Consider the following 26,489-nt stretch of genomic DNA (forward strand, 5'->3'; position numbering starts at 1 on the left):
ATTATAGTAATAGATAAGAAGAGTAAGCGCAAGCACTTTTTTCAGATAATCTAAGGAGGAGCAACGATGAAGATTATAGAGAGGCTGATCAAACCAGTTTATGCCCACTGTGATATACCATGCGGTATCTACGAAACGGACACCATGACTCACGCTGCTCAGACCTGCGTTCGGATGGTCGAGCTGCTTGAACAGCTTGGAGAGCCAACGACAACCGAGAAGAAAGCCACTTTAAATAGATGTGTCTGGGTTAAGGAGAAGCATGCTAACAAGTGCAAAAGGGAGCTTTATACCCTTTGGAGTGACTACTTTAAACCTGAGCATCTTGATAAGTACCCAGACCTTCACGAAAAGTTCTGGATGGCTGCTAAACAATGCGGCAAGGTGAAGCAGACTGTGAGCAAAGAAGAGTGCCAGAAGCTCTGTGACATGGTAGCTGATATCGCCACAATGTTCGCTGATTCCAAGAAGAAGTAGTCAGACCTCGCTATGCTGTACGTCCGTCGAGTTGTGGGCGCGAGTATGGAGCCCATACTGAAGTCCGGTCGGATATGCGTCTTTTTGAGACGCAGACGATACACAACTGGTCATATTGTGATTGCCAGGGTACACCCTGACGGTGAGGTTGTGAAATACCTACACGGTGATCACTTGGTCGGTGCTAACTCAAGGTCCTCACGCTATGTTCTAAGTGATGCGAACCAGATTGTCGGCAAGCTTATTTGGCCGCGGGTTAATAGACAACAGATTGAATCATACTGATATACGGGTTATAATCCCTCATGTGTTATTGGCGAGTGGCCAAGTGGTAAGGCGCCGCGCTCTGGACGCGGAGATCGTAGGTTCGAATCCTACCTCGCCAGCCAGTAACTCTGTTATTTAGTGTTTGAATCCCATATGCGACCAGTTGTCCTCCATTTGCGACAGCTTCATTAAAAAACAATTCCTGCAATCTGCTCAAATTATTAGCCTTCGTATAACACCGTTTGTGTTAAAGTGTCCTCCATGAACGATGATTCCCCATTAACACTCATCTTGGTCACTGGTCTGCCTGCTTCGGGCAAGACAGTGCTAAGCCAGAAAATAGCGGAAGCGATACAGTTGCCGCTTATTAGCAAAGACGGCATCAAGGAAGTACTCCTCGACAATCTAGGTTGGAGTGACATACAGTGGTCGATGAAGCTGGGAAGAACCACCTATGACCTAGTCTTCTACTTCATAGAGCGACAACTTAAAGGAGGTAGCTCACTTATAGTAGAGAGTCCTTTCCACCCCGAGTTCCATAATGAAAGGCTGCAAGAATTACAAAAACTCTACCACTTCCAGTGTGTACAAATACTCTGCTATGCAAATGGCAAAGTACTCCTTGAACGATATAAACACCGTTCCCAGTCTATAGAGCGACATCCTGGTCAGGACAAGGCAGAAGACATAGCCGGCTTTGAGGCGAAGATGCTAAAGGAAAAAGATAGGACACTAGAACTCAAAGGACCGATTATTGAAGTAGATACTACTGACTTTGTACAGATAGATGAAGAGGGGATCTTTAAACAATTACGGGAATTACTAGGACCAAAGGGTCTCACAAGCCATAGACACGTGACCTAGATAGGCCTTGGTTCATCCCTAATTCTAAAAGAACCTCTGTTCCGCAGGGGTTTTGCTATTATATGTACATCATGAAGAAGGCAGCTATCGAGGCACTACCCCAAGTCCAACAAGCAAGTCGTGTACTTGCCGAGCTCGAGAATCAAGGTCTCATCGAACCCGCTATTGCTTCAGGATGGACTCGTGGCTTTTTAACTGATACAACCCCAAGTGATATCGATATTTCTTATGTAGGTACCGTGCCCCATGAAAGAGCGCGGGAGTACTTACGAACCATACTAGACGAGGTAAAGCCGGCGGGTGACTGGGATGTCAATGGTATCTGGAACGCCCAACAGGCCTATGGACTGAGGCACACGGTAGAAAACTATCTTCGTTTCTATGTATGCAGTATCGATACGGTCTATCTTGCTGCGGATGGCAAGCTCCACGATCCGACAGGTTACGGCTTTAAGGACGCCATGGGCCGAGTCTTACGGCTGAACACGTACGACACCGAAGACGGAAGGATGCCTACACCTGCCGAAGATGTCTACGTATGTATGGAAGGGTGCCGTCGTATGGCAAAACTCGGGTGGACACCTACGTCGGGGTCTGTAGAGAGGATCAAGAATGGCGTGAGGAACTGGGATCGTCTAAGTCCTTCAGAACAAGAGCGGCAGATTGTTAAAAAGGTTATCGGCAAATATTCATCGAAAGAGTTCAATCGAGCCAAAGCCGTCTACGCGAAGTATGGCTGGGGGTTTGTGTTTGATCTTGCGATGCAAGCTGGACGTGCTTAGGCCGAACTTCAGCCTTAGACTGTTACGCCGTGTTACTCTAAGAATACAAGTATAGGAGAGCACATGGCACAAAAAATTAAGTCCTGCTGGTGGTTTGATGGTAACGCTAAAGAGGCTGTTGATTATTACGTATCGGTATTTCCAGACAGCAAAATAGTTAATACGATGCACTACCCAAACAGTGCGGAAGAAGGGCTTGCTGATTTCCAGAAAGATATGGCAGGCAAGGAACTGGTAATCGACTTTGAGCTAAACGGGCAAAGTTTCATGGCGTTAAACGCTGGGCCAGAATTTAAGTTTAATGAGGCTGTCTCCTTTGTAGTAGGTTGTAAAGATCAAGAAGAGATCGATTATTACTGGGAAAAGCTTTCTAATGTACCAGAGGCTGAACAATGTGGTTGGTGTAAAGACCGCTATGGGCTGAGCTGGCAAATAGTCCCAGAGAATATGGACGAGCTTTTAAGTCGACCGAACGCCTTTGCGCACATGATGAAGATGAAGAAGTTCGTTATAGATGAGCTTTAGGGATCCCGAGTACAGCCGAGTGATCTATAATTTAGACAACAGGAGGGTTTATGAAAAAGTATTTGGTCCTTTATTATTCGCCAACTTCAGCTGAAGAGCGAATCAAGCAAGCTGGTATGGATAAAATGAAAGCCAGCATGGCCGAGTGGATGGAATGGAAGAATCGTCATGGTAATGCGCTTGTTGATTTTGGATCGCCCGTGAAGCCATCGAAGAAACTAGACAAAGGGGTGGTTGAGGACGACCAGGGCTGGACTACAGGCTATTCGGTGATCCAGGCCGAAAACTTAGATCAAGCGGTTGAGATCATGAAAGATCACCCTAATTTCAAAAACCCCGATGGTCCTGATATTGAAATCCTGGAGTACGTCTCGATGCCGGGTATGCCGGAGTAAATGTCTAGCTCGTCGTCGACGGGGTTTTGAAATCGGTTCACCTGACTAGCCATAGGTGTAAGTGCTATTAGGACTTCCTGTGCAAAAGGAATACTAAATAGAACGATACATACACCAAAACAATTCCCACGTTGACCATTAGCCGCTCCCAAAAATGGTGTCGGAAGAAGAGTACGTCAACAGATACCACCGTTGCGGCCATGGCTAGAAGGTAAATTATAGTGATTGAAGTTCTTCCCATCCTATTATTCCTTAGAGACCTTACGAGCGAGACGTGCCTCAAGAACACCTAGCCAAAACCCGAAGAAGAAGATAAGTACTTGGTGGAATCTGTGGGTACTTATGAACCGCCAAGTCAACAAGAGTACGACAGCCCACGCCACAATGGCGCCAATAACCCAAACCCGGTACGGGTATTTTTTGATCATGACAATATTATAAACCCGCAAGTGGCTTCACAAAAATCGAGGAGGTGTTAACAGTAGGGGCAGGCCAGAATTTGATTTATACAGCTATTATGCTATGGTTTATATAACTATGGCAGAATCCCTTGAAAGAGATTTATTCTTTGCAACTTCGTTTTCGGGTCATGTAGATTATGACACCGGGGCTGTACATGACGACTTCAGGGAGAGAATTGAGGATATTCTTACGGCCCTGAGAGGAGTTGGTGGTTTCGCTGTCTACTGCGCTGTCGAAGCCGAGGGCTGGAGAATTAGCGATAAGGAGCCTGGAGCAAGCATGGCGCAGAATTTCGCAGATATCGAAGCTCGTCCTACATTTTTGGCATTGGTCGATGGGGTCGGGTCGGACGGTCGTGGCGTAGAAGTTGAGCATGCCTACAATAGCGGCAACAGGGTATTTCTAGCTACAGGACCAGGTGAAAGACTAAGTTGGGTTATGCGGGAACTTGTTGCTCTTGGGAGAGCGGTCCATATTCCGTACCATGAACCAAGCGATCTGGCCGAGCAGCTGAGGCAACAGATCGAAAGCTAAGCCCAATTGTTAGCGGTCTAGACCTTAACTTTGAGCTAAAGGCGTATGCGTACTTGAATGGAACGCTCCAATGATCGATAATCTCTGCATAAGAAGTCACGAATGAATGGTGAAGCTGGTGAGTAGTTGGAAAGTAAGCAAGAAGGTATATCTTAGGTATCTCAAACACCTAGCAAAGCGGCCAACGCTATGGATCGCTGGTCTCGTATGCCTGCTAGTGGTAGGAGGTAGCCTGATTCTCATTAGTCGCTACGTTCATACATATACTCATAATCGACAGACTACGGCCACTGCAAAAAAGACACCGACTAAAACTGTCGCCAAAACTGCACCTTGTGTGCCGACGAACAGTGGAAGCAGCCAAGTTGTCTGCACGCCACTCTCCACCATCACGCCTACATATAAGGGGCCAAAGGAGGAGAACAATACCGCACCGCCAGTTACGGTAACAATCCCTCCGCCTTCGTATACGCCGCCAGCGTATTCTATCGACGAGAACCAGAAGTGTTCGGTCGGAGCCCTGTTAAGCGGGCGCAGGGGTGTGATCTGTATATCCCCCGAAGCCATTACCGCTACCGAAGCGAACGACAATGAGTCGTATTCACTAACGATTGTTTATAAGCTTACTGATAACGGTGAACCCGCCAATTCATGTTCGGATACAAATTTTAGCCTTCAGAATTTTTCCATTGCTACCCCTGACGGCGCCGTATCTCCGACCGGGTCCGGTGCGAACTGTAGTAGCGACCAGGTCACCTTCAGTATCTCAAACGTGGCAGCAGACAGCTTGTCATACGGCGACTCAACGTGGCAGATTACGTCTAATTGATTTTTTTGGTAATTAAAACAAACTGTACCGTCGCTATGATCCAAGCTGCACAGTATCCAGCGAAGATTAAGGCCAGGTCTCCGATGCTCGGGGAGCTCTTGAGCCCCCATCGAATTAGAAATATGATCCCCCAAACGATAAAAACCGTCACGCTCCAGGTTGCCCACGACTTGTATGATTTGTTCATGGCATCATTGTACTTCCAAAAGCGCCCTAGTCTAGGTTTTTGTTATACTGCACTTATGAACCTAAATGATGCGTAGAAAGGTTTGAAGGGGACGCCGATGAAAGAAGACGATAAAAAAGCAAAGCTGAGAACTGAAGGAGAGACCGAGGTGCTTGCTGCAATCGCTGCGATGCAGGAACCTGACCGTGCGATTAGTAAACGTCTCCATGCTGTTATCACGACCAGTGCACCGTCGCTGATACCGAGAACTTGGTACAGCATGCCCGCGTACACAAATGGCAGTAAAATAGTCTGTTTCTTCCGCAGTAAACAGAAATTCGGTGAGAGGTACATGACCCTGGGTTTTAATGACTCGGCGAAACTCGATGATGGTGGCATGTGGCCTATTTACTTTGCGTTAACTGAGCTCACAGCCGCTGAAGAGGCAAAAATCGGTGCACTCGTGAAGAAAGCAGTAAGCTGAGAACGTATGAGCAACTTGCATCTAAAATCTAATCCGACTCTTTCCGATATCCAAAAATATGTTATCGACCTCGAAAAAGAACGTGGCTTTAATAACAGCCTGACAGAAGACTGTCTGCTACTTATCGAAGAGGTTGGCGAGCTTTGCAAAGTGGTTCGCAAGTCACCCCATACGTCGATGGGAATCGATGTTAATAAGACTTATGAATTCGATACTGGTGGCGAGATTGCCGATGTTCTTATTATGTTGACTGCGATTGCGAATAAGCTCGGCGTGGATATGGAGGCTGCCTTTCGTGAAAAAGAAGAACGAAACAAGTTACGAACGTGGTTATAAGGAGCGGTACTGCAAAACAAGCTTAATGAGTGTGCTGCTTGGCGAATAGTGCCTACTGATTGATTGTCACGTTGATAGAACTGCTACTAGTGCTCGTGGCATTGCCGCTCTGTTGGCTAACATCAGAGATGTTGACATTGCTATTAGAGTCATCATCATTCTTAGACATACATTCTATGAAGGCCCTGATACCGTCCACGCCTGAGCTAACCGACTTATCGCATGAATTCGGGACATTTATAGTTGCTGTAGATGTGCCTGATGTCTCCATGGGTGGCGGTAATGGTAGGGCGGCCATTGCCTCAAAGTGAGACTTGAGGTCAGGAAGCCGAACATTGATATGTTGTTCTGGCGGCACGATCCATGTCACATCGGTGGCCGTCAGACTTTGATGACTACTCGATGTGAATGCGAATGCAAGGCCAACAAGAGCGGGGATAAGCAAGAATGCTAGAGTCGCAGCTCGTTTCTTATTTGTGCCCACCCAAATACCCATATACTTCTATTCTACAACTTGTTGTCTAGTTATTCAGTGAATTTGGGGTGTGAGCTTTATTACTGCTGCCTACCCGCAGCCACCGCTTCAACGGTAGCCATGGAGACTTCTGCGGAGATGGACAGGATCTCATCCAGTAGTGCCCGGCGGCATGCGAGCACCCTGTTAGATGCACCGGGTGTGGAGGTTAGCATCGCTTCAACTTCGCTATCTCTAAAACAAAACGGATACGCAACACCCCTCGATAGCTGTCGGTCAACACGAGGTGGCAGAGAACGGAGCAGGCGTATTACCTCAAGGGCGCTGTCGCTTCCTGATGCAGGATCGCTGACGCTCTGCAGGACCCATATCGTGCACCTTCCGAGTGTTCGTGGTGTCACAAGCCGACGCCCTCTCTCTGGCGTAACCGCCAAACAAATGCGTCCAAGGTCCCCACAGTTAAGTTGGCTGGAAAGTCGACCCTCAGGTTGGCCTGGTTGGTCGAAAGGTTCAGCGAGGTCATCGATTGCCAGCAATCCTCCCGCCGACATTTCTAACAGGGTTCGAGCTCGCTCTGTTGGATGTACGTCTACAGACATGCAATTACAGTACAATGATATGCTTCTATAGTCTAGGGAAGGCTAAGCAAGCTCAAGGATAAGAGGAAGATGATCGGATATCTCTATATTAGGAGCAGAGAAAGATTTGACCGCCACGCCCTTCGTAAAGGTGTAGTCCGAGTAATACTGCCTAGGATTGTTTGGGTACTTCTCCCAAATGAGACGATTCCGCGTATTCTTAATGTCGAACTCGTTAATTAAGTCTCTGTAACCATTCTCCGCGAATAACTTGATACTTTCATTCTGTGGGAAGAGATTAAAATCACCCCCGATAACGACGTGGTCTTTATCCTTGAAGAAATCTATCAGTCCACGTGACGCCATGATGCGTTTCTGAGTGTCGAGTTTATCGATAGGTCTGGACATGCCATGGTAGTTACAGACGTACAGGTCACCATTAGAAGTCTTGACATGTAAATAAAGACCTAGGCCAACCCCGGCCTTGTCACCAAAGATCGTACCAGTTTCAACTAGGTCTAGATTTCTTTGACAGTATACAAGTTGATGGAAATCGTCATTCGTGCTGACAAACTTGTGCTTATACAGAGATCTGTAACCAGTGAGTGTTTCTGAAGCCAGGTGGCGCATTGTCTCATAGGCTTCTTGGAAGCAGAAGATGTCAGTATCATTCGTCTTTTCGGCCAAAAAAGCCCGAAGAGGCTTATCCACCCCTCCATTCATGGTGTTGAGAAAGACTAGCTTCATGTCATCTTGAGTTTACCGCACTCAGTGACACAATCAAGCTGTCGAACCTACTTACCTATGGTGTTTACTTTCTCCCAAGGCAGCCCACTCTTCCCGAAATGCCCATAGGCTGACGTCTGACCATATATCGGGCGGCCCAGATCAAGTTTCTTGATGATGCCACTGACGCTCGTATCGATCAGCTTATCCTTGAAGTCGTAGAGGGCTTTCTCTATGACTGTGGCCGTTCCGAAGGTGTCGATCGTCTGCATAAGGGGTTTTGCATGGCCGATGACATAGGCAAGCCCAACCTCACATTTGCTGGCAAGACCAGCAGCGACGATATTCTTGGCGATATATCTGGCAGCGTACGCACCGGACCGGTCAACCTTGCTCGGGTCTTTGCCGCTGAATGCGCCGCCACCGACACGGGCGTATCCACCATAGGTATCGACCACGATCTTGCGGCCGGTCAGGCCTGCGTCACTTTCAGGCCCAGGTATAAACCAAAGACCTGTGCCGTTTACGACAATGTCGGCATCTTTCGGTAATTTAAAGCCATAGTGTTTGAGAACTGGAGTGAAGACGTGTTCAATGATCTCGGCCCGAACTTTTGTATGTGATGTTTTCTCATCATGTGCTACGGCAGCAACGAGCTTTTCGACAGCAACCGGCCGACCGCTCTCGTAGCGTATGGTTACCTGGGCCTTACCATCCGGGCGGAGCCAGGCTAGTAGTTTTTTCTGTCGCACTTCGTCGATCCGTCGAGTGAGAGCGTGAGCCATAGCAATTGGTAGCGGCATCAGCTCCGGTGTCTCGTCACAGGCAAATCCAAACATCATGCCTTGGTCGCCGGCTCCACCCGGGTCAACACCCATCTCAATCTCTGGTGACTGTTCGTGAACGTCGTTGCTAAATGTCGATTCTTGATAGCTAAAACCCCATGCAGGTACGTCGTAACCCAGTTCACGAACTTTGTCTCGGACGATCTTTTCGTAATCGATCTTTGCCTTGCTCTTAATTTCACCAAAAAGACAGATCTGATTAGCCCCAGCAACCGTCTCGATGCCGGTGTGGCTATGAGGATCTTGGGCGAGTGCGGCATCAACTACTGCGTCAGATATTGCGTCGCAGATCTTGTCTGGATGGCCAGCGCAGACTGACTCACTGGTAAATAGGGTAGTATTGTCCAAGCTATTGGGCATAAAAAATCCTCTCTGCCTTGTTGTCGGCGGAAAGGATACGACACTGTCGAAATATCTTCCCCACCGCAATCGGCGGGCTAGATGTGGCACCAACACTTGTTCCCAAGCAGGTTGCCGGCAGGTCAATAAGCTAGATCTCTCGCTGCACTCTGTATATTGTTTAAGTTGTTAAGCACTGTCGATTGTAACATAGCGCTAGAGTTAGCACTATGCCGCTTGGAGGACGGCACCACCAACGACTTTGACGAGCTGCATACGTTCAAGCTCGGGTTCGATTTTCTGGTGATAGACCTCGCCGTTCACGAGAGAGTCACCTTCGTCACGGAAGAAAGCAGTTACGCGTTCACCACTCAGTATGTATGGTAACCAGAACCTGTAATCGTCTGGCATGCGATCGTACGGAATCTGATCCTCCTGAAACCACTCGAGGTCAACTAGTTCGGGGTCCTCTCTGCTGTCTTCATCGCGAGTCTCCTTAGATGGCGGACAATCAACGACAAACAGTGTGACCGTACTCGTCTCATCTTCGCTGTCTGTTAGATTCAGATTCCCAACCCATCTGAAACTGCTTGTGACTAGATCAAGACCGGTTTCCTGAGAGAGCTCGCTTCGAGCATTTTCTCTTAAGGCGTCCCAAAAATTCATGCCAAATGCGAGCTCATACTCATCTTTGCCCCCTGGGGCTACCAATCTGCCCATCCCGAAACCGCGAGTCTTGCGACCAAGCAAAATACGACCGTTTTTCCGAACGATCGTAAGACTATAGTTGTCGGTGGACTCAAGTGCCTCAGCTCCCGCATACGCCTCAGTCATGAACACTACTATACAATGATTGTTCAGTTTGAGCAATCTCATTCACTCTCTGTAAGTTCTGTTTCAGCTCTCTGGACAGTGGGAGTAAACTATAGAGTATAAGCATAAGGAGGATAGGTATGTGGGAACTATACGTAGCGAGCTTCTTTGCGGGTGCTTTTGCTGCCAACGGCGTGCCCCACTTTGTTAAAGGCGTAACCGGGCAGAAGCATATGACCCCGTTTGGTAGGCCATCATCAGCTGTGGTCAACGTTGCATGGGGCTGGGCAAACTTCGTGGTTGCAGCTGGTCTCTTGGCGGTCGTACGCTCCCATATCCGTCTTCATCCGCTCAGGACTATGTGTCTTGTGGGAGCCGGTGTGCTCATAATGGGCCTCTTACTGGCAATGACGTGGTCTAAACACCCGGAATATAATAAGTAGCTGCTAGATCTTTGCCTGCTCGTCACGATGTGTGATAGCGAGGAACGTGACGAACACTACGATCAGGGCAGTTAACACGAGGCTAATATTACCCCGGCCGAAATTAAGGCCTCCTAAATAGTGTGGTACTCCGAACCAGTCAGCGAACGAGGCCCCAAGAGGCCTGGTGATGATGTAGGCAAACCAGAACGCAAAGACGGCATTAATGCGGAAGAGCCAGTAGGCGAGAGCGGGGATCGCAAAGATGACAGCAAAGAGGACACCCGAGAAGAAGTATCCGAGATGAAAGGTTGCAGCCGTCAGGTCACCTGTAGCGGTGCCCAGGGCGAAAGTCGCTAAGACAGTCAGCCAGTAGAATGCCTCGCGCCGTTTCGTATGGATGCTGTGGATCGAGAGAGTTCGCTCGCTAGCGTACCAGACAGCAAATATGATGGTCAGCACAACCGCGTAAAAGAGACTTGAAACGATATACGGAATACCTAGTTTTACGTGTAGTACATCTGCTGCCATCGTTCCGAAGACGCTGACCATAGCAACTGCCGTCCAATAAGCCCAAACGCTGTATCCTTCTCTCGAGAACTGCCAGACGAGAGCGGCAACAATTCCCGCTGTCCCGAGAAGCACTGCAAGATAGGGATTATAACGGTGGACCAGGAAATCCGATAGCGCTTCACCCATCCCAGTCGTTAAGATCTTAATGATCCAGAAGTACGCAGTAATCTTCGGGACTTTGGTTAGTACTTGCCAGGCTTGATGTCGTGCCCCCTGAAAAGCCGTGCGACGCGCAGGACGATAGTTTGAGCTTGGAAGCCGTAATCTCCCAGGTTGTGCGTAGACGTGTCGTCGCCTGGGCCTAAAGTCATTCATGGTGCACCCCAACAGATCGCTTCAAGAACTCAAAGTCTATCAGAACATCAGACAGATCGCGTCCAGCAACTTCACAGACTGGTATGTTCTGCTCAAATTTTTCGTAGTGAACGAGAGTTGACATTATATGATTTCCGTCCAGAAGGAGAGTCTGATGGGTGGCTAGATCGGTCATGATGGGAACCGGCCAGAGTTTTTTTGGATACGTTCGTCGCTTTTTGATATACTCAACCGTTTCAGGAAAATTTGCACCCTGCGATAGGTGTATAGCTCTGTATGAAGCGTCGTTAATTATCTCCTCGGGGATACAGCTATAGCGCTTCCCATTGTAATACCAGGGGCAATAATAGTCGGACATCTCTTTCAGGTTGCGATAGCCTGTGTTGATAGCTATCTCATCGTGGCGAGTAAGAGCGTCGTAGTCGAGCAAGACGCGTATATGGTGTTTGAACTGCTCCGTAAACTGTTCGACAGTAAGCTGCATCAACCTTAATTATCGGCTACTTTTCGATTACCGCCAACCCAAGAGCCATACAAATAAGGCCAACGTCACGGAAAGTAACAAGTGTTTGGCCTGGATTTGAAATGACGATGCCAGCAAGCGTTAGCGCACCAAGAAGTGCCGCGTAACGCACATACCGCCCGCTCATGAGCCATACGGCGAGCAGAAGCTGATAGATCGCTATCAGCTTGAGAATGAGAGTGCCGTCTAAATGGTTTGTTATAAGGTTAGGTAGATAGCCAACCCATACGAGCGGGTGGATCAGCGACGAGACTGCAGCGTAAACGAAAACGAAGGCTAGCCCAACCCTTAAAAGCCACCGGGCAAGCGAGTCGTTGTGTGTAAGAGCTAACGACGCTTTTGCCATGTGTTAATCGCTATGGTTTAGCAACCGAGAACGATCCAATGCCGTTACCGGTGACTTTACCTGAGCTGTCTGAAATGAAGAAGTAAAGCGGCATTCCCTTGTAGGTGTATTGTTCTTGATTGTCATCAGATCGCTTAATGACTCCGACTCCGCTCGGAAGGTTAGAGGTTGAGCCAGTGTCAACGTAAGCCGGCCATTGCGCAAGGCAAGATCCGCTACAGTTGCTGGTGTTCTTGCTGTCAAGCTGGTAGGTATAAAGGGCTTTTCCATTCGGAGAGGCTAGGTATTGGCCAATTCCCGATGTTGTCTTGGTCTTGAGGACTGCATTGTTTACGGCCGCCACATTTTGGGTTGAAGTTGATGGTGTCGATTTTGGTGACTTATGGAAGATGAAGTATCCTCCAACTGCTAAGACGATGACGATTACTATGATAAGTACTGTGTTGCTATTCTTCATAATATTCCTCCTTTAACATCATATCACTTCTCGGTTGTTAGTTTTGCTATACTTATCTACATAAGTTGAAGAAGGAGGTCCATGGCTCATGCTGACTATACGGTAACTGTCAATAAGTCTGCCGCCCTTGTCTTTAACTTTCTTGTTGACGGTCTTAACAATCCGAAATGGCGGGATGCGGTCATTGATATCAGCCTCAAATCAGGTGTCAAAGGAACTGTCGGTGCAGAATACTCCCAGACTCTTAAGGGCCCAGGTGGTCGTAGAATAGCGGGCGACTACAAGCTTACGGCGGTCCAGCCTAACAGTCACATTGGCTTTGTTGTCACCACGGGTCCGGCACGGCCAACAGGTGACTTCAGCCTGAAGGAATCTACAGGTAAGACTAGTATCACATTCAGCCTGGACTACCAGACAAAAGGCCTGGCAAAGCTAATGGAGCCAATGATCACAAAGACTATGAAAAACGAGGTGGCCTGCTTAGACAAGCTGAAACAAGTCCTAGAGGGCACCTCATAATTAGATAGGTAAGGAGGGTGAAGATATGGCTGACAACAAAAATACGCAAGTTCGAAGTGAACAGACACGTTCGATAAAAGCCAACAGGACAGTCATCAACAAAAGCTCACACGGGCTCTGGTTTCTAGGCTTTATCGGGGCACTAATCTACTACCTGCACGTTCATTCAGGGACGTTCTGGCTTGTTATCCTAGCATTCTTAAAAGCCCTGGTCTGGCCTGCATTCTTGGTCTACCATCTGCTTCTCTTCCTAAAGATGTAATTCTTTAGCTGTACGCAACCCGTAATAGCTCAGGTAGGTCGAGTTGGCCATGTATCATCTTGGCGATCCCATCGCTAAACATCGTTTTCATACCCTCTTCTAGGGCGATTAGCCTGATCTTATTACTGTCCTCGCGCTCGTTGATAGCAGTCTCAAGGCGTTCAGTGACTTTGAGTATTTCATAGATACCTTGGCGGCCAAGATAACCCACTCCCTCGCAGCGTCTGCAGCCCATCGCTTTATAAAACTGCAGGTTATCCATAGCCACCTCTTCAATAAAGCCAAACTTTTGAAGCCGCTGGATTACTTCGTCAAAGTTGTGATTGCGCTTTAAGTCCTGCATCGTCTTTTCTTCAGGCTTGTAGGCCTTGCGACAGTATGGGCAGAGACGTCTGGCCAGACGCTGGGTGATAACGAGTGAGAGCGTTGAAGAGACGAGATACGGCTCGATCCCCATATCGAGGAGACGAGGAATCGTCGAGGTTGCATCGTTGGTATGCAGCGACGAGAGGACCAACCGGCCGACCAAGGCTGAACGAATGGCTGAATCTGCCGTCTCTTTATCGCGAATTTCACCGACCATGATGACATCAGGATCTTGCCTCAGAAGGGCTCGCAGGCCGCTAGCGAACGTCAGGTCAATCTCAGCCTGAGTCTGGATCTGGGTGATCCTCGGCATGGTATATTCAACGGGATCTTCTATAGTGGTTATATTGACAACATCTATCCGGTCATTACCAATCTCCTGAAGACAGGCGTAGAGCGTCGTTGTCTTTCCAGATCCGGTCGGGCCTGTCACCAGAATCATGCCGTGTGGACGCTTCAGATATGACTCGACTGTCTCTAAGTCACCAGGCAGCATACCAAGATTATGCAGATCGAAAAGATGAGCTTCTCTTGGCAGCACACGCATAACTACCTTCTCGCCCCATAAAGTTGGGACTGTTGAGATACGAAAGTTAACCTCTTGCCCCTTGATGTTATCCGTAAAGCGTCCATCTTGTGGTAGCCGAGTCTGGTCGACTTTTAGCTCGGCTACAACCTTGAGCCTAGCCAAAATCGATGGGGACATTTTTTTCGGCACGGTCACGATGCTTCTCAGTAAACCATCGATTCGGAAGCGAATGATAATCTCCGATTCGTAAGGTTCGATGTGGATGTCCGATGCATCCATCAAGACAGCTGCTTCGATGACTGCCCCGAGGAGTTGAACGGTCGGTTGCTGGTTGTCCTCAACGTCATTGAGTGTCTCGAGCTGGGCTACTACGCTTTTGACCTTCTGGGTGAGGTCGCCGTCGTAGAGGACGAGAGCTCGTCTTAGTGAAAATTCACTTGCAACATAGAGTTCAATTTTAGATTGGAGTATTTGTTGCAGCTCTTCGACAAGATGCTGATCGCTGGGATCCTCACAGGCTACCTTGATAGAGTTGTCGGAGCGATCAAAGGCTACAACCAGATTTGATGTTGCAAAGTCTTCAGGGATAAGCCTAAGAACATCGATATCGATGCTCCCAACCTTCAGTTCGTGAGCAGGGACATCGAAATGATCGGCTAAGATCTGTAGAAATTGAGTCGGCGAAAGGTAGGCTCTCTCCATGAGTACAAGGCTAAGGGGCCGCTTCGATTCATCAGCCTCCCTGACTGCCCGGCTATACTCGAAATCGTTGAGAACCTTCTTCTCATCGACGAACACCTTCCGATACAGCTGCTCGGATAATGCCATATCAGTAGTATAGCAAAACGCTTACGCCCGACTACTTACGAGTATCCGGGGAAGAAATCGATCTTGACTTGAGACTGGTGCACGTCCATGTCGATAAGCATATTGCGTACATCATGGACCATCTGGTGAGTCCCAGAAACGTAGAATAGGCGATCTTCAAAATCCGGTACTAGTTTCTTGATCGTCCCTGTTGTCAGGCGCCCGTGAACTACATGTTGCTCATCTTCGGCGGGAGACTCATCAGTAACCAAGTATACGATCTTAAGGCCGATCTTCTTGTGTGCCTCCTCAAAAACCGGACCATATGCGATATCGGATTTCTTCTTAATGGAATAGAGCAGTGTGATGGTTCGCTCTTCGTTCGTGTCAAGCAAGTATTTCACCATACTTCTGAAAGGCGTTATGCCGATACCGCCTGCGACAAAGACCAGTTTTGTCTTCTTATCCTTTGGCATTACAAAATCTCCTGCAAGCTGATCAGCGACGATAGGTGTTGATCGATCGATGGCCAGTAGGGCTTTCTTATAACTGCTACCGTGCTGATAGAATTTGACGCCAATGCGGACATCCGATTCAGTCGGCGATGATGCAAGGGTGAAGTAGCGGCGGTTACCCCGGAGGTCAGTCTTATGATGAGGAAGTGTCCATTCCATATACTGTCCTGGCAAATATTTGAGTTTTGCACCTGGATCAAAGACAAAGTCGGCGCTGTCGGACGTGATCCGCTGTTTGTCCTTAATGATCGGAAAAAGCTTTATTTTGGAACTGACTAAGTACGAGAACAAGTTGCCGGTGGTCAGTGCTAGCTCAGGCGAGGAGTAAAGCCTCAGGATGTGGACCTGAGGGGGCAGAAGAATACCAACGAGGGCGGCGTAGATGTTTTGCTTGGTGTTCATCGTCGGCGATGTAGATGGCTCTGTCAGCATCACGAAGCCAAGGAAGAAGAGCGGTGAAGAGACAAGAAGACTGTGGAGGCTGGTAGTCACGCTCGTGCTTGTAAACAGCGAGAAAAGAACCGTCGCCACGATGGCCGAACCAAAGAAGGTGGTGATCATGATTGACCTTCTGAGCTTGATTGCCAGTAAGACGCCACCAATAATCACGAACGGCAACATGACAGCTGTCCCTACCCACCAGCTGGCGTCTTGTCGTGGTCCTAGGGCGGTTAGAACAACAGCGATGGCCGCTGGGTTGAAGATATGCTTTCTCCGTATAGTGAGAAGATACTTCGAGGCGACAGCTAAGCCCGCCGCCGCCAACATAAATGTAAGGCCGTAGTTCGTCAAAGTTGGATCCGGTGTGATGATCAAGGCGAGGATTAAGCCGGTGATCAGCGACGAGTCGCTATTTGTGGGTGCATGAAAGATCCAAGCGAATATCTTATTAATTACCCAACAAGCTGTCGGCAGTAGGATTGCTGAGATTGCGATATAGAGAGGTTTGTATCCTAAATCACCTGTTGTGCCCAGGATAACTGCCACGCCCAGGAGGGCAATCAGATAGTAGAGCAAGAGCTTGTACATCGTTATTCGGTCGATGAAAGAGTTGATGGCGCCGAGCATCAAGCGAGATACCTTTCAAAGCCACTCGTTAAAGTAGCTCGTAAGTTTGTATCGACCATATATCCTTCGAGTTCCGGCATTGCTTCAATAAAAGCGATACCTTTCGGACCCATGGCGTAGGCCGCGGTGGCGAAACGATCTGCTTCGTAAATGTCAGGCCCGATGACAGTCAGACTTTTGACGCGGTTTATCTGTCCGTAGCCTTGAACAGGGTTGTATATGTGCTGGCCGCGGATGTAGGTGCCAGAAGTAGCTATGCCCCCATCACTTAGCCCGACCACTTTAATAATCTCGTTGATCTTCTGAGGATTACGTATACCAACTGCCCATGGCTTACCTTTGTCATTCAGCCCGTGTGCTTGAACGTCTCCACCGGCCTCAACGTAGTAGTTCCTGTAGCCCGTATCCCAGACTAACTTCGAAGCGTTTTTAATAGCCCAGCCTTTCACTAAACCTGACGGATCCAATCTTCCTTCGTGAAAGACGTCAAAATACCCTCCGCTCTGTCGTTTCGTCAACTCACAGAGTTCTAGGATCGACCTCATCTCACTGCTCCATTCGGCGTCAGGTAACCCACTGTTGATTCTCGAGACCTCGCTATCTGGTTTGAACGGGCTGTAGCGGGCGTCGACTTGCCGAAAATAGGCGAAGACGGTTTCAACTATGTCTTCGCTTGCCTTGTCGACAATCTCGATGGTGATCGGCATACCCATGATTAGTCTGGTCTGTTTCATACTTATGATCTCGCCTGCGCTAGGGCCGCTTGAAGTGACTGAGAGAAGGCCTGGGAAGTGAAGGTAGCACCTGAGACAATCTGAACGTTGGCATTTTGAGCTTGGATAGCTTCCTGCTTTAGGTACGGCATAGCCTGCTGGTTGATGAAGACAGATGTGGCGTGGGTGTTTGGGTACTGCAGGAACTTCACGTCTGTTATCTGGCCACCAGAGATGATAACCGAAACCTGGACGTTACCATAGTAGGCGTCGGCAACACTACCGGTGTATGTCCCGTCTTTGTATGTGGATGATGTGGGCTGGCTTGTGTTATTCGAACTCGAGGATCCACTCGATTGCTGGCCGCTAGTGGAAGAGCTGCTCTGTGAGCTATTCGAACGGCTGGTCGATGTCTTTGTACTGGCCAGTGAGCTTGGCTTGGCCAATACTGGCAGATGGCGCCTGATTCCCAAGCTGTAGACTAAAAAAACGCCAACGACACCTAGGCCGATTACTGCTTTCTTAAAAAATAATTGCATAGAATATTCCCGTTAACAGTCTCATGTCTAGCTGTAAAACAACTGACAGGTCCCTATAGTTATGTCAAATAATTATAAAGAACACTGGCGTGATTATTTTCAGTATCACGTGCTGCGTACAAAAGCGTAACTTTGTGGTGGTCCTTAATGATCTCCCGCATCTGTTTAACGGCTGGGTTGTTATCAAGTTCTGCTTCATAGCGCCTCGCAAACTCATGGAAGCGTTCTGGCTTATGTCCGAACCAGGTGCGAAGCTCGCTAGATGGTGCAATCTCTTTGAGCCAGAGATCAATTTTCGCTTTATCTTTGCTAACTCCACGTGGCCACAGTCTATCGACTAGCACACGGTAGCCGTCCTCAGATGAGGTGGCTTCGTAGATACGCTTTATCTGCAGACTCATACTGTCTATGGTACACGAGGATTGTATAATTGAAGCAGCAATGTAATGGGAGGGTACCTCTATGTGCTTACAATGTGGTTGTAAGAGGCCATACGACAAGATGGGTGACAACAACAATATAGTTGTTGAAGACATCAAAAAGGCAGTTCGTACGGCGACAGCAAAGGGTAAGACGACTGACGAGGCCGTCAAAGAGTTGGTCAGCACTTGGAATGAGAAAGTGAAAGACGAGGATAAGGCCTACAAAGCCGATCTCGATGCGGCACCAGCTTCTTAAGCCCCTGCTACAATACTCTTAATGATCAAGCGGTTATCAAAGCACCGGCAGATGATGACGCTGATTGCTACCATTCTCGGTAGCTCAGTGGTTCTTCTCGACGGTTATATTGTTAACCTGGCGCTTCATAAGATAGGCGTGCATCTTCATGCCAGCTTCTCGGTATTGCAGTGGATCGTCGACGGCTATACTTTGACCCTCTCGGCTCTTATCCTATTGGGTGGATCGCTCGGGGATATCTTCGGTCGCAAGCGGGTCTACTTGATTGGATTAGTTGGATTTGCTGTCAGCTCTCTTTTTTGTGCAGCAGCTCCGTCAGCTCTCTTTTTAATTATTGCTCGCATCGTTCAGGGTATTTTCGGAGCACTTTTAGTCCCGGGTGGTCTATCGATCATAGACAACGCTTTCGAGCTAAAAGATCGTGGTAAGGCAATCGGCCGATGGACGGCCTGGACTAGCGCGGCTGTTGTGGCAGGGCCGCTTGTCGGAGGCGTGATCCTTGATGTTGCAAGCTGGCGTTGGATATTCATCATCAACCTGCCGATCGCTCTCATCTGCCTCCTTATCGCTCTGCCGTCAATTGCGGAGAGTAAAGATAAAATCAAGCGCCGAGTCGACTGGCTTGGCGCAGCGTTAGCAGCCCTATCATTAGCGGGTATAACCTATGGCCTTATTGAAGGTCCGGTGAGCCACTGGAGCGTCTCTATAGTCGCCGCTCTTATAGTCGGAGTACTTATTGGTGTGACCTTTGTCTTTTATGAAGCATATCACCCAGATCCGATGGTTAATCTCACGCTGTTCAAGTCGAGGAACTTTAGTGGCTCCAACCTGATGACGTTTGGTATGTACGGCGCGCTGAGTGGCTTTACGGTGGCTTTGGCAATCTACATGCAGCAGTATGTCGGCTTCTCGAGCCTGAAGACCGGGCTCAGTACCTTGCCGGTCAGTTTTCTGATGTTTCTTTTCGCTGGTAGGGTCGGTGGTCTCTCGAGTAAGTTTGGGCCTAGGATCTTCATGACCATCGGCCCGATATTAGCTGGGATTGGCATTCTGAGTCTCTACCAGATGCATCACGGGAGCTCTTACCTTGTAGACATCCTGCCCGGGGTTCTTATTTTTGGAAGCGGCCTCGTTCTAACCGTCTCACCGTTGACGACGACGGTGATGACGTCAGTAAAGGAAGAAGACTCGGGTATCGCTTCAGGTATCAACAACGCTGTTTCTCGAGCTGCCGGCCTGATCGTGGTGGCTCTCCTCGGTCTTTTAGGAGCGTCCAGTTACTACCATTTTGCTATTCTTCTCTCAGCTGGAATGGCAGTAGCGGCAGGCGTAATATCCTATCTTGTTGTAGAAGACCACGTTGTTACAGGCTTGCCCAAACGATCTGTCTCTGAATAAGGTGCCGATCTCTTGCGGAAACAGCCATTTGGGTAGAAACTCTAGTTATAACTAGGAGTTGGTTGTGGGTTTAACGATTATTCTCGTCATTGTCATTATCGTCATTCTCTCCAGTGGCGTACGTGTTATTAATCAGTACGAACGAGGTGTTGTCCTGCGCCTTGGGAAGGTCCGGCCGGGTGTGAAACAGCCAGGTCTTCGCTTTATCATCCCTGTTGTGGACAAGATCAGGGAGATTAATATGCGGATTATCACTCAGCCTGTTGACTCTCAGAAGGTAATTACCAAGGATAATGTTTCGATTGACGTTGCCGCTGTTGCGTACTACCAAGTCAAGGATCCGATCAAGTCAGTTGTTGAGATCGAAAATATTCAGTCAGCCGTCTATCAAATCGCTCAGACGACCGTCAGGAATGTTATCGGTCAGAATCTTCTTGACGATGTCCTGAGCGAGACTTCAAAACTTAACGAGTCGATAAAAGCCATCCTAGACAAGACGACTGAGACGTGGGGGGTCTACGTCAGTATGGTTGAACTAAAAGACATCCAGTTGCCAGTTGAGATGCAGAATGCCATGTCAGCTGGAGCACAAGCTGAAAGAGAGAAGCGGGCTAAGATCATTGCCGCCGAAGGCGAGCAGATGAGTGCTGATGCCTTGGCGAAGGCTGCTGATGTTATTTCGAATCACCCGATTGCCTTGCAGCTTCGAAACCTGCAAGTACTCTCTGAGATTGCTTCGGACAAGAACAGTACTATCGTTTTTCCGGCCCAGTTCATGGACACGGTTTCAAGTATCAAGCAGTTTATGACCAAAGAAGGTAAGTAGGACCAAATAGAGTAAGCGCTTTACGTCAGTAGCTGCCCCTTTTACAATAGATCTCAATAATGGCACGCTATGGCAGCATAACCGTCAATGAAAAACTCCTGCTGACGCCATCTTGGGTTAGTGGCAGTATAGCCGTTTTTGCAGGAACCTTGGCGGTTGGTATACCTTTTCTGTCGACGGCTTACTTCAGCTCGGCGTTCAAGGGAGTTCACCTCGTTCACTCGATGGATTTTACGGCAGCAACAAACTCCGTCAGCCACGCTATCACCAATAATATATATATGAGTGATGCCCCCATCTTTATCTTCTGGGGGCTGATCGGTCTCGCCTCGTACTTTATCGTTAATGCCATTCTTGAAGGTTATCGTACGGCTAGAAATATGACCGACGAGATGGGGTACTTCAAGGCCGATAAGAAGAGCTTGGAGGAAGAGCTGGCCGTTCACATGCTCATCAGAACAGCAGGCCTAATCATCTGGTGGCCCGTCTTTCACTACCTGCTTTACAGTCTTTTTCCGTATGCGACTGTTGCAGGTCGAGTTAGCGCTAGTCATACCAAAGACATACATGATTGGGAGCGCACTATCCTCGCAGCCCTATGGGTCATACTTCTCGTCCATTGCCTGGCCATACTGATACGTCTCATTGCGCTTCGCCCGCGGTTGTTTGGCGCGCATGAGATGGTTGACGACTAGTCGTGGTATAGTTGAGGCAACTAAGGATAAACACTATGGTCACGAAGTCCAGCAAGAAAGCTAGTGCGCCAAACAAATATCTGGTGCCTATCCTGATAATTGTCGCTCTGTTAGTAGGTTTTGGTAGTGGTGTTCTCTATATGCATTATAGAGACCGATCAACCACGTCATCCTCGACAACCTCATCAGGGAAGAAGCCAGGACCACCTCTAATCTGTAGTTGCCCGATGATACCGGCTGGTAGTACCTCCAAAGAGATTAAATCGATCTGCTCCTGTTAATAAAGAAAGGCCGTAAGTCACACGGTTCTTCTTGTGCTTCTACACGTATTTGACTAAAATCATAGTTGTAAGTGAAAACTTAGAGTGTGGTTGGTTGACAGTTTAACAGTAACATTATATTATACTACCAACCATTCTCACGTGTTTTGTGAGGGAGCACGAGAGAGAGGGTGGAGAGCGAGTCTTTATAAACTAACGGGAGGAAGCGACACGTGACCATGAGTATACGTACGGTTATCTCAAAGGCGCTAGAAAGCGCATATATTAAAGGGTTGATTGCCACCCTCTTTGCCGTCGGTCTCGTCGGTGTAGGTGCGATTGGTTCTAGAGCCGCAGGTGCTATCTGTGGACAGGCCGACCCAGCTAACGACGTCGTCTATTGCGGCGCGGGGTCGATCAGTAACCTAGTCAATGATTATGATCATGGAGTACCTGGCCATGATACAGCCAAGAGCATACAAGACATCTACGGCTGGAGTGGTTTTGGTATAACCAGTGACGATATTCATAGTATGGTGACAGGCGCCAATGGTGAGAAGGTCGTCATGGGCTTTGTCACACGTGATACGAACGAAGTCGTCGTCAACGGCAAGGTCGTCGCTACGGACGCGTTATCTGCGGGCCGTGGAGACATCCCCGGTAGTACGCAGCGAGATAACAACGGTACTATCTTCTACACCAACACACCAAAGCAGTCATTCCTCAATCCGACATTGAGTGCCTACGTTGTGATGAAGAACGGCGTGTTCCAATTCGCCATCATTTCAAGTTGTGATAACCCAGTAAGTGGCCATCACACACCTCCGCCACCTCCGCCACCGACTCCAAAGTGTAACTGCGTGAAAGTCTCTGTCGACCAAACCTCAAGCACCAACTTCATCTTTCACGCAACCGGTTCAGTATCAGGTGGGGCAGTCCTAACCGGCTTCATGTACACCATACTTGATTCAAACGGTAATACCATTACCACTCACCAGGCAGGAGCTGACGGCGTCTGGAATTACACTCAGACGACACCAGGAGACTATACCGTCGAAGCGGTGGCCCAGGCTAAAACACCGGATGGCAAGACCATCACCAGCAGTCTGAGCCCGGACTGTAAGAAGCCCTTCAAAGTCCCAACACCGCAAGCCCAATTCGCTTCCTGTGTCGAGCTCAGCGCGACTGCGCCCGACTCAAGCGGTAATGTTGACTTCACGGCCACCGAGAGTCACAGTGCCGGCGAAAAGGTGACCAAACTGATGGTTGACTTCGGTGATGGTAGTACGCCGTTTACAACCACCACAACTACCCCTGTGCCCAATACGCCAGACACCTTCCAAGCGACCACCAGTCATACCTACACGCAAAGTGCGACGGCCACGCTGACTGTCGATTACCTCAATACTATCGACAACACCACTAGTACGAGCGACAACTGTACGGCCACCATCACTATCCCATCGACCCCGCCGCCAACCTGCACACCTGGTCAGATCCAAGTTAATGGGCAGTGTGAAACACCTAGCTGTGAGAATGGCGGCTTGACTGGCGCCGTCTGTCAGTCGACTCCGCCAGCACCGCTCCCTTCAACTGGTGCATCAGATGAGATCCCTGCCGCTACGGTTGGTCTCTCGAGCACTGTCACGGCCGCCGGCTACTACATCCGTTCACGGCGTAAGTATGCCAGTCGGGGTAAGATAGTCGCCTTCATCGACCGGCTTAAGCGCTGACAGTCTGAGGCCGAGAAAAAGCAAGTCGCTTTCGCTCAATGCGAGACAAGGGTGTGTTCGTTCAAAGGTGTTTACGCGCAAATTCGAACCGCTGCCAGACAGTGATGACAGACAAAACGATCAACACGATGAACAACAGAGCAATGGTGTTCTGGTGCCAGATCATGACGTGCGGGAAAAGGATATAGAGCAAAAGGGCGACGCCAATGCCTATGATCCTCTCGGGGCGTTCCAGGATGCCCACACCGGCCAAAAGTTTATCGTTATGATCTTTTGCGGCCAGCTCGATTCGTGAACGCACATAGCTTGTCAGGTAGGCGAATAAGAGGAAGGGGAGTACGACATACCAATGGACCAGGTTGGCGAACCCGAAGGCAGTGATAATCACAAAGTCAGCCACTCGATCTAGAGTGGAGTCCAAAAAAGCTCCGAAGGGACTGACCTTATTCTCTTGGCGGGCGATCATACCATCTATCATGTCGAGGATACAGAGGAAGAGGGCCACAATGGCAAACCAATACCAGCCCTTCAAAATAAGGACGAAGAAGATGATGGGGAAGATCAATCCTAGGATCGTAATGGTGTTCGGGTTGAGGCGTCGAAAGACGACGGCAACTGGGCCGAGTGCCTTCTCGGCGGCGGGCTTAACACGACTTAACATGGCGCTATTATAACTTACTTTTTGTATGACTAGAGTTCAACAAGAGCGGAGTCTTTAAAGGCTTTTCCTTTACGGACGAGAAGACGTCCGTTCTGGAAATCTTCAGCCTTTAACTTGTCTCCACTAGCCTTTTTGCCGTTGATAGTGACCGCCTTATTATTTAGTAGTCTTCTGGCTTCACTCTTCGAGGACGCTAACCCGCTTTTGACGAGAACATCCGTAAGATCGGCAGTTGGTTTGGTCTTAATGACGGGTATCTCTTTGCCAATAGCATCTAGTACTGGTTTGGGTAAGATAGCGGCAGGCGTTTTGCCAGTTAGAACATCTGTAACTGTTTCGGCAATCAAAAGATTCGCGTTGCCGTGGACGATAAGGGTAACTTCTTGGGCTAAGCGTCGTTGAGCCGAACGCTCTTTTGGATCTTCACGGTGCTTGGTCATAATTTTATCAATCGCTGGTTTGTCGAGCTCCGTGTAGATCTTCAGAAAGTCTTCAACGCCTGCATCGTCTGTATTGACCCAGAATTGGTAGAACTGGGTAGGGCTGGTCTTTTCAGGATCAAGCCATATCGCTCCCGCCTCGCTCTTACCAAACTTACGACCCGTCTTCTTGTCTATGACAAGAGGGTGTGTCAGCACATGCGCTGTAGCGTTGCGCGCACGACGGATAAGATCGGCGCCACCGACGCAGTTACTCCACTGGTCGGAGCTACCTACTTGGAGGGTTATGCCGTATTTGTCGTAGAGGTGCAGAAAATCCATCGCTTGTAGTAGCGTATAGCTAAACTCTGTGTAACTGATGCCCGAACCACCTTCGCCGAGTCGGCGGGCAATATAGTCTCGTTGGAGTAAAGTTGTCATGCCAAAGTGCTTGCCCACATCTCGCATGAAGTCTAAGACATTCGTATTCTTGGTCCAATCGAGGTTGTTAAGCATCGTAAAGTCGTAACCTGTCAGAATCTTTCTCATCTGTTTCTCAACACCCGAGACGTTCCTAGCTATGATCTTTTCACCTTGAAGTGGTCGCTCTGAATCTTTACCCCCCGGGTCACCGATTAAACTAGTTGCTCCACCCGCCAAGATGAAGGCGGTGTGCCCATGACGAATTAAGACCTTGTCGAACATGATGCCGGCGAGATTGCCGACGGTAAAGGAGTCAGCGGAGCAGTCATAACCGTGATAGAACGTCCAAATCTGCTTGTCGATGTCTTTGATGTCAGTGAATGTCATCTGGTTGACAAAGCCACGCCAGGTGAGCTCTTCAGATAGTTTCATCGTATCTCCTTGTTGGCCCGTTCTAGAGGCTAGTGATATCAGCCCTATCATATATCAAGATAGGGCTACCTGTCATTATGATTGAGCTATCTGTGACGTCTAGCCTGTTTAAGAATGTAGGACTTGTACTTCTTGAGTCCAAACCATATACCGAGACCCAGTACAATTAACACTACTAGTACGATAATGATCAGGGTGTAAGGTATAACCCAAAAGTAGATATTCTTCTTAATATACTGCGTCGGGCTGCCGTAGCTTAAATTAAGTGATGCTTGGTAGCGCCCGAGCAGGGTCTTTTGGCCGAGTGAGTTTTCAAAGCGCCGTATAGTGCCCTGGAGCACGCGTCCAGGTTGGTTTAGCGGGCTATTTGGGTTACCATTTACTCGTATTGTACCGATAGTACTCCCAAAGAAGCTTTTGACGGTGATTGTCCCCGTCGGCTGTACGATAACATTCCCGTTGTTTTGGACTCTTGTTATGAAGTTGATTGGCCCGTGCTGAAAAAATGATGATGGGGTGTAGTTCTGGTCGGCTGCTGAAAAGCTCGCGAGCGTCGCGTTAGTGACCGTCTCTCCGCTGACATTGACGAAGATGAGACTACCGATACTTGCCGATAGGGAAACGCTATCAAGACCTCCTGTAGTCGGTGAACCAGTAAATCGTATTACCCCATAGTGACCACCAGGTGAAGCGTTCTTCGGCACAGTAATAGGAATAGTGATTGTCTTGGTCTGACCTGGCGCGAGTATAAACGAGTTCGGTAAAGTAACCCAGTTTCCGATGCCATATGCGGACGTTTGGTTGCCAAAAAGTATGTTCGGGCTACCAGTCTCGCCTTTGGCACCGAAATCGTTGACGGCGGCAGTGTTGTTCAAGCTGCTTTGGCCGATATCGGTAAGATTGATCGATGCGTCGACAACCTGACCTGGGTCGGTGTTTAATGTGACGACTGGCGGGCTAATCGTATAGGCTTGGCCGCTCGGCCCTCCGTTAGAAACCGTTGGTGTTTGTGAGACAGCTTGTGCTGATGTCGAAAGCAACAATAACAGGCTGCTGGTCATGAACATCACTGCCCCAGCAGCTACAAAGCTATGTCTCCAACCTCTCATGCTC

General features: G+C 48.8%; 37 protein-coding genes, 1 tRNA gene and 1 riboswitch. Of the genes, 20 read left to right on the forward strand and 18 right to left on the reverse strand.

Annotated features, from left to right (window positions below):
- Positions 1–66: 66 nt before the first annotated feature.
- From sodN to VGS28_02380, 7 genes are all read left to right on the forward strand, one after another.
- Positions 67–477: a superoxide dismutase, Ni gene (gene sodN, locus VGS28_02350; protein ID HEV2412626.1), complete on the forward strand. Its 411-nt coding sequence runs from the start codon at positions 67–69 to the stop codon at positions 475–477.
- Between the two features lie 12 nt (positions 478–489).
- A complete protein-coding gene (locus tag VGS28_02355; GenBank protein ID HEV2412627.1) occupies positions 490–762 on the forward strand; it encodes a S24/S26 family peptidase in 273 nt (90 codons plus the stop codon).
- Positions 763–791: 29 nt separating this feature from the next.
- A tRNA-Gln gene (locus tag VGS28_02360) sits at positions 792–866 on the forward strand.
- 139 nt (positions 867–1,005) lie between these two features.
- Positions 1,006–1,608, forward strand: a complete 603-nt coding sequence (locus tag VGS28_02365) for an AAA family ATPase (protein ID HEV2412628.1) — start codon at positions 1,006–1,008, stop codon at positions 1,606–1,608.
- 71 nt (positions 1,609–1,679) lie between these two features.
- Positions 1,680–2,390, forward strand: a complete 711-nt coding sequence (locus tag VGS28_02370; protein HEV2412629.1) for a hypothetical protein — start codon at positions 1,680–1,682, stop codon at positions 2,388–2,390.
- A 63-nt stretch (positions 2,391–2,453) separates the two neighbouring features.
- A complete protein-coding gene (locus VGS28_02375) occupies positions 2,454–2,915 on the forward strand; it encodes a VOC family protein (protein ID HEV2412630.1) in 462 nt (153 codons plus the stop codon).
- Positions 2,916–3,031: 116 nt separating this feature from the next.
- Entirely contained in the window at positions 3,032–3,310 is a 279-nt protein-coding gene (locus VGS28_02380) for a hypothetical protein (protein HEV2412631.1), read from the forward strand.
- 245 nt (positions 3,311–3,555) lie between these two features.
- On the opposite strand, the gene VGS28_02385 is transcribed toward VGS28_02380, so the two are convergent.
- Positions 3,556–3,738: a hypothetical protein gene (locus tag VGS28_02385; protein HEV2412632.1), complete on the reverse strand. Its 183-nt coding sequence runs from the start codon at positions 3,736–3,738 to the stop codon at positions 3,556–3,558.
- 109 nt (positions 3,739–3,847) lie between these two features.
- Here VGS28_02385 and VGS28_02390 point away from each other — a divergent pair, with 109 nt between their 5' ends.
- From VGS28_02390 to VGS28_02405, 4 genes are all read left to right on the forward strand, one after another.
- Positions 3,848–4,306 carry a hypothetical protein gene (locus tag VGS28_02390; protein ID HEV2412633.1) on the forward strand — a complete coding sequence of 153 codons (459 nt, stop codon included), beginning with the start codon at positions 3,848–3,850 and terminating at the stop codon, positions 4,304–4,306.
- A gap of 337 nt (positions 4,307–4,643) precedes the next feature.
- On the forward strand, positions 4,644–5,135 hold the full coding sequence (locus tag VGS28_02395) for a hypothetical protein (GenBank protein ID HEV2412634.1): 492 nt from the start codon (positions 4,644–4,646) through the stop codon (positions 5,133–5,135).
- Between the two features lie 284 nt (positions 5,136–5,419).
- Entirely contained in the window at positions 5,420–5,785 is a 366-nt protein-coding gene (locus VGS28_02400) for a DUF1801 domain-containing protein (protein ID HEV2412635.1), read from the forward strand.
- A 6-nt stretch (positions 5,786–5,791) separates the two neighbouring features.
- Positions 5,792–6,121, forward strand: coding sequence for a hypothetical protein (locus VGS28_02405; protein ID HEV2412636.1), 330 nt, complete (start codon positions 5,792–5,794; stop codon positions 6,119–6,121).
- A 52-nt stretch (positions 6,122–6,173) separates the two neighbouring features.
- Here the strand turns inward: VGS28_02405 and VGS28_02410 are convergent, their stop codons facing one another.
- The 5 genes from VGS28_02410 to VGS28_02430 all read right to left on the reverse strand — a co-directional run bounded on the left by VGS28_02410 (position 6,174) and on the right by VGS28_02430 (position 9,918).
- On the reverse strand, positions 6,174–6,617 hold the full coding sequence (locus VGS28_02410) for a hypothetical protein (GenBank protein HEV2412637.1): 444 nt from the start codon (positions 6,615–6,617) through the stop codon (positions 6,174–6,176).
- A 59-nt stretch (positions 6,618–6,676) separates the two neighbouring features.
- A complete protein-coding gene (locus VGS28_02415; GenBank protein HEV2412638.1) occupies positions 6,677–7,195 on the reverse strand; it encodes a hypothetical protein in 519 nt (172 codons plus the stop codon).
- A 42-nt stretch (positions 7,196–7,237) separates the two neighbouring features.
- Positions 7,238–7,921 (reverse strand): endonuclease/exonuclease/phosphatase family protein, encoded by a 684-nt coding sequence (locus VGS28_02420; GenBank protein ID HEV2412639.1) that lies wholly within the window; start codon positions 7,919–7,921, stop codon positions 7,238–7,240.
- Positions 7,922–7,968: 47 nt separating this feature from the next.
- Positions 7,969–9,105 (reverse strand): methionine adenosyltransferase, encoded by a 1,137-nt coding sequence (gene metK / locus VGS28_02425; protein HEV2412640.1) that lies wholly within the window; start codon positions 9,103–9,105, stop codon positions 7,969–7,971.
- A 48-nt stretch (positions 9,106–9,153) separates the two neighbouring features.
- A riboswitch (SAM riboswitch) is annotated at positions 9,154–9,265 on the reverse strand.
- Positions 9,266–9,312: 47 nt separating this feature from the next.
- On the reverse strand, positions 9,313–9,918 hold the full coding sequence (locus VGS28_02430; GenBank protein HEV2412641.1) for an NUDIX domain-containing protein: 606 nt from the start codon (positions 9,916–9,918) through the stop codon (positions 9,313–9,315).
- Between the two features lie 119 nt (positions 9,919–10,037).
- On the opposite strand from VGS28_02430, the gene VGS28_02435 reads away from it, so the two are divergent.
- Entirely contained in the window at positions 10,038–10,340 is a 303-nt protein-coding gene (locus VGS28_02435; GenBank protein HEV2412642.1) for a hypothetical protein, read from the forward strand.
- Positions 10,341–10,343: 3 nt separating this feature from the next.
- Here VGS28_02435 and VGS28_02440 read toward each other — a convergent pair whose 3' ends face one another.
- Genes VGS28_02440 through VGS28_02455 form a run of 4 tightly spaced genes read right to left on the reverse strand, consistent with a single transcriptional unit; the run spans position 10,344 to position 12,533 of the window.
- Positions 10,344–11,207, reverse strand: a complete 864-nt coding sequence (locus VGS28_02440; protein HEV2412643.1) for a hypothetical protein — start codon at positions 11,205–11,207, stop codon at positions 10,344–10,346.
- Positions 11,200–11,691: a hypothetical protein gene (locus VGS28_02445; protein HEV2412644.1), complete on the reverse strand. Its 492-nt coding sequence runs from the start codon at positions 11,689–11,691 to the stop codon at positions 11,200–11,202. The genes VGS28_02440 and VGS28_02445 overlap by 8 nt, the downstream gene beginning before the upstream one ends.
- A gap of 16 nt (positions 11,692–11,707) precedes the next feature.
- On the reverse strand, positions 11,708–12,076 hold the full coding sequence (locus VGS28_02450; protein ID HEV2412645.1) for a hypothetical protein: 369 nt from the start codon (positions 12,074–12,076) through the stop codon (positions 11,708–11,710).
- A 10-nt stretch (positions 12,077–12,086) separates the two neighbouring features.
- Complete coding sequence (locus tag VGS28_02455) at positions 12,087–12,533, reverse strand: hypothetical protein (GenBank protein ID HEV2412646.1); 447 nt, start codon at positions 12,531–12,533, stop codon at positions 12,087–12,089.
- Positions 12,534–12,614: 81 nt separating this feature from the next.
- Here VGS28_02455 and VGS28_02460 point away from each other — a divergent pair, with 81 nt between their 5' ends.
- On the forward strand, positions 12,615–13,052 hold the full coding sequence (locus VGS28_02460; GenBank protein ID HEV2412647.1) for an SRPBCC family protein: 438 nt from the start codon (positions 12,615–12,617) through the stop codon (positions 13,050–13,052).
- A gap of 25 nt (positions 13,053–13,077) precedes the next feature.
- A complete protein-coding gene (locus tag VGS28_02465) occupies positions 13,078–13,314 on the forward strand; it encodes a hypothetical protein (protein ID HEV2412648.1) in 237 nt (78 codons plus the stop codon).
- A gap of 4 nt (positions 13,315–13,318) precedes the next feature.
- Here the strand turns inward: VGS28_02465 and VGS28_02470 are convergent, their stop codons facing one another.
- The 5 genes from VGS28_02470 to VGS28_02490 are packed head-to-tail and all read right to left on the reverse strand — an operon-like array spanning position 13,319 to position 18,252.
- Entirely contained in the window at positions 13,319–15,037 is a 1,719-nt protein-coding gene (locus VGS28_02470) for a GspE/PulE family protein (GenBank protein HEV2412649.1), read from the reverse strand.
- Between the two features lie 35 nt (positions 15,038–15,072).
- Positions 15,073–16,599 (reverse strand): hypothetical protein, encoded by a 1,527-nt coding sequence (locus tag VGS28_02475; protein HEV2412650.1) that lies wholly within the window; start codon positions 16,597–16,599, stop codon positions 15,073–15,075.
- Complete coding sequence (locus VGS28_02480) at positions 16,599–17,333, reverse strand: FAD:protein FMN transferase (GenBank protein ID HEV2412651.1); 735 nt, start codon at positions 17,331–17,333, stop codon at positions 16,599–16,601. Before VGS28_02480 ends, VGS28_02475 begins: the two co-directional genes overlap by 1 nt.
- 2 nt (positions 17,334–17,335) lie before the next feature.
- Complete coding sequence (locus tag VGS28_02485; GenBank protein ID HEV2412652.1) at positions 17,336–17,851, reverse strand: FMN-binding protein; 516 nt, start codon at positions 17,849–17,851, stop codon at positions 17,336–17,338.
- Positions 17,852–17,910: 59 nt separating this feature from the next.
- On the reverse strand, positions 17,911–18,252 hold the full coding sequence (locus VGS28_02490; protein HEV2412653.1) for a DUF488 domain-containing protein: 342 nt from the start codon (positions 18,250–18,252) through the stop codon (positions 17,911–17,913).
- A gap of 100 nt (positions 18,253–18,352) precedes the next feature.
- On the opposite strand from VGS28_02490, the gene VGS28_02495 reads away from it, so the two are divergent.
- The 6 genes from VGS28_02495 to VGS28_02520 all read left to right on the forward strand — a co-directional run bounded on the left by VGS28_02495 (position 18,353) and on the right by VGS28_02520 (position 23,441).
- Positions 18,353–18,529 carry a hypothetical protein gene (locus VGS28_02495; protein ID HEV2412654.1) on the forward strand — a complete coding sequence of 59 codons (177 nt, stop codon included), beginning with the start codon at positions 18,353–18,355 and terminating at the stop codon, positions 18,527–18,529.
- A gap of 21 nt (positions 18,530–18,550) precedes the next feature.
- Positions 18,551–19,927: an MFS transporter gene (locus VGS28_02500; protein ID HEV2412655.1), complete on the forward strand. Its 1,377-nt coding sequence runs from the start codon at positions 18,551–18,553 to the stop codon at positions 19,925–19,927.
- A gap of 64 nt (positions 19,928–19,991) precedes the next feature.
- Entirely contained in the window at positions 19,992–20,753 is a 762-nt protein-coding gene (locus VGS28_02505; protein ID HEV2412656.1) for a slipin family protein, read from the forward strand.
- Between the two features lie 59 nt (positions 20,754–20,812).
- Positions 20,813–21,448 carry a hypothetical protein gene (locus VGS28_02510; GenBank protein HEV2412657.1) on the forward strand — a complete coding sequence of 212 codons (636 nt, stop codon included), beginning with the start codon at positions 20,813–20,815 and terminating at the stop codon, positions 21,446–21,448.
- A 35-nt stretch (positions 21,449–21,483) separates the two neighbouring features.
- Entirely contained in the window at positions 21,484–21,729 is a 246-nt protein-coding gene (locus VGS28_02515) for a hypothetical protein (GenBank protein ID HEV2412658.1), read from the forward strand.
- Between the two features lie 218 nt (positions 21,730–21,947).
- On the forward strand, positions 21,948–23,441 hold the full coding sequence (locus VGS28_02520) for an LPXTG cell wall anchor domain-containing protein (protein HEV2412659.1): 1,494 nt from the start codon (positions 21,948–21,950) through the stop codon (positions 23,439–23,441).
- A gap of 61 nt (positions 23,442–23,502) precedes the next feature.
- Here VGS28_02520 and VGS28_02525 read toward each other — a convergent pair whose 3' ends face one another.
- The 3 genes from VGS28_02525 to VGS28_02535 all read right to left on the reverse strand — a co-directional run bounded on the left by VGS28_02525 (position 23,503) and on the right by VGS28_02535 (position 26,485).
- Complete coding sequence (locus tag VGS28_02525) at positions 23,503–24,102, reverse strand: CDP-alcohol phosphatidyltransferase family protein (protein ID HEV2412660.1); 600 nt, start codon at positions 24,100–24,102, stop codon at positions 23,503–23,505.
- Positions 24,103–24,131: 29 nt separating this feature from the next.
- Positions 24,132–25,376, reverse strand: a complete 1,245-nt coding sequence (gene tyrS, locus VGS28_02530) for a tyrosine--tRNA ligase (protein ID HEV2412661.1) — start codon at positions 25,374–25,376, stop codon at positions 24,132–24,134.
- 86 nt (positions 25,377–25,462) lie between these two features.
- On the reverse strand, positions 25,463–26,485 hold the full coding sequence (locus VGS28_02535) for a hypothetical protein (protein ID HEV2412662.1): 1,023 nt from the start codon (positions 26,483–26,485) through the stop codon (positions 25,463–25,465).
- Positions 26,486–26,489 lie beyond the last annotated feature (4 nt).

This window comes from Candidatus Saccharimonadales bacterium, assembly GCA_035945435.1.
Taxonomy (GTDB): Bacteria; Patescibacteriota; Saccharimonadia; order Saccharimonadales; family DASZAF01; genus DASZAF01.

Bases quoted from the DNA above. Each gene is read 5' to 3' on its own strand.
- sodN (HEV2412626.1), top strand. From the start codon at position 67: ATGAAGATTATAGAGAGGCTGATCAAACCAGTTTATGCCCACTGTGAT.
- VGS28_02355 (HEV2412627.1), top strand. From the start codon at position 490: ATGCTGTACGTCCGTCGAGTTGTGGGCGCGAGTATGGAGCCCATACTG.
- VGS28_02365 (HEV2412628.1), top strand. From the start codon at position 1,006: ATGAACGATGATTCCCCATTAACACTCATCTTGGTCACTGGTCTGCCT.
- VGS28_02370 (HEV2412629.1), top strand. From the start codon at position 1,680: ATGAAGAAGGCAGCTATCGAGGCACTACCCCAAGTCCAACAAGCAAGT.
- VGS28_02375 (HEV2412630.1), top strand. From the start codon at position 2,454: ATGGCACAAAAAATTAAGTCCTGCTGGTGGTTTGATGGTAACGCTAAA.
- VGS28_02380 (HEV2412631.1), top strand. From the start codon at position 3,032: ATGGATAAAATGAAAGCCAGCATGGCCGAGTGGATGGAATGGAAGAAT.
- VGS28_02385 (HEV2412632.1), bottom strand. From the start codon at position 3,738: ATGATCAAAAAATACCCGTACCGGGTTTGGGTTATTGGCGCCATTGTG.
- VGS28_02390 (HEV2412633.1), top strand. From the start codon at position 3,848: ATGGCAGAATCCCTTGAAAGAGATTTATTCTTTGCAACTTCGTTTTCG.
- VGS28_02400 (HEV2412635.1), top strand. From the start codon at position 5,420: ATGAAAGAAGACGATAAAAAAGCAAAGCTGAGAACTGAAGGAGAGACC.
- VGS28_02405 (HEV2412636.1), top strand. From the start codon at position 5,792: ATGAGCAACTTGCATCTAAAATCTAATCCGACTCTTTCCGATATCCAA.
- VGS28_02410 (HEV2412637.1), bottom strand. From the start codon at position 6,617: ATGGGTATTTGGGTGGGCACAAATAAGAAACGAGCTGCGACTCTAGCA.
- VGS28_02415 (HEV2412638.1), bottom strand. From the start codon at position 7,195: ATGTCTGTAGACGTACATCCAACAGAGCGAGCTCGAACCCTGTTAGAA.
- VGS28_02420 (HEV2412639.1), bottom strand. From the start codon at position 7,921: ATGAAGCTAGTCTTTCTCAACACCATGAATGGAGGGGTGGATAAGCCT.
- metK (HEV2412640.1), bottom strand. From the start codon at position 9,105: ATGCCCAATAGCTTGGACAATACTACCCTATTTACCAGTGAGTCAGTC.
- VGS28_02430 (HEV2412641.1), bottom strand. From the start codon at position 9,918: ATGACTGAGGCGTATGCGGGAGCTGAGGCACTTGAGTCCACCGACAAC.
- VGS28_02435 (HEV2412642.1), top strand. From the start codon at position 10,038: ATGTGGGAACTATACGTAGCGAGCTTCTTTGCGGGTGCTTTTGCTGCC.
- VGS28_02440 (HEV2412643.1), bottom strand. From the start codon at position 11,207: ATGAATGACTTTAGGCCCAGGCGACGACACGTCTACGCACAACCTGGG.
- VGS28_02445 (HEV2412644.1), bottom strand. From the start codon at position 11,691: ATGCAGCTTACTGTCGAACAGTTTACGGAGCAGTTCAAACACCATATA.
- VGS28_02450 (HEV2412645.1), bottom strand. From the start codon at position 12,076: ATGGCAAAAGCGTCGTTAGCTCTTACACACAACGACTCGCTTGCCCGG.
- VGS28_02455 (HEV2412646.1), bottom strand. From the start codon at position 12,533: ATGAAGAATAGCAACACAGTACTTATCATAGTAATCGTCATCGTCTTA.
- VGS28_02460 (HEV2412647.1), top strand. From the start codon at position 12,615: ATGGCTCATGCTGACTATACGGTAACTGTCAATAAGTCTGCCGCCCTT.
- VGS28_02465 (HEV2412648.1), top strand. From the start codon at position 13,078: ATGGCTGACAACAAAAATACGCAAGTTCGAAGTGAACAGACACGTTCG.
- VGS28_02470 (HEV2412649.1), bottom strand. From the start codon at position 15,037: ATGGCATTATCCGAGCAGCTGTATCGGAAGGTGTTCGTCGATGAGAAG.
- VGS28_02475 (HEV2412650.1), bottom strand. From the start codon at position 16,599: ATGCTCGGCGCCATCAACTCTTTCATCGACCGAATAACGATGTACAAG.
- VGS28_02480 (HEV2412651.1), bottom strand. From the start codon at position 17,333: ATGAAACAGACCAGACTAATCATGGGTATGCCGATCACCATCGAGATT.
- VGS28_02485 (HEV2412652.1), bottom strand. From the start codon at position 17,851: ATGCAATTATTTTTTAAGAAAGCAGTAATCGGCCTAGGTGTCGTTGGC.
- VGS28_02490 (HEV2412653.1), bottom strand. From the start codon at position 18,252: ATGAGTCTGCAGATAAAGCGTATCTACGAAGCCACCTCATCTGAGGAC.
- VGS28_02495 (HEV2412654.1), top strand. From the start codon at position 18,353: ATGGGTGACAACAACAATATAGTTGTTGAAGACATCAAAAAGGCAGTT.
- VGS28_02500 (HEV2412655.1), top strand. From the start codon at position 18,551: ATGATCAAGCGGTTATCAAAGCACCGGCAGATGATGACGCTGATTGCT.
- VGS28_02510 (HEV2412657.1), top strand. From the start codon at position 20,813: ATGGCACGCTATGGCAGCATAACCGTCAATGAAAAACTCCTGCTGACG.
- VGS28_02515 (HEV2412658.1), top strand. From the start codon at position 21,484: ATGGTCACGAAGTCCAGCAAGAAAGCTAGTGCGCCAAACAAATATCTG.
- VGS28_02520 (HEV2412659.1), top strand. From the start codon at position 21,948: ATGAGTATACGTACGGTTATCTCAAAGGCGCTAGAAAGCGCATATATT.
- VGS28_02525 (HEV2412660.1), bottom strand. From the start codon at position 24,102: ATGTTAAGTCGTGTTAAGCCCGCCGCCGAGAAGGCACTCGGCCCAGTT.
- tyrS (HEV2412661.1), bottom strand. From the start codon at position 25,376: ATGAAACTATCTGAAGAGCTCACCTGGCGTGGCTTTGTCAACCAGATG.
- VGS28_02535 (HEV2412662.1), bottom strand. From the start codon at position 26,485: ATGAGAGGTTGGAGACATAGCTTTGTAGCTGCTGGGGCAGTGATGTTC.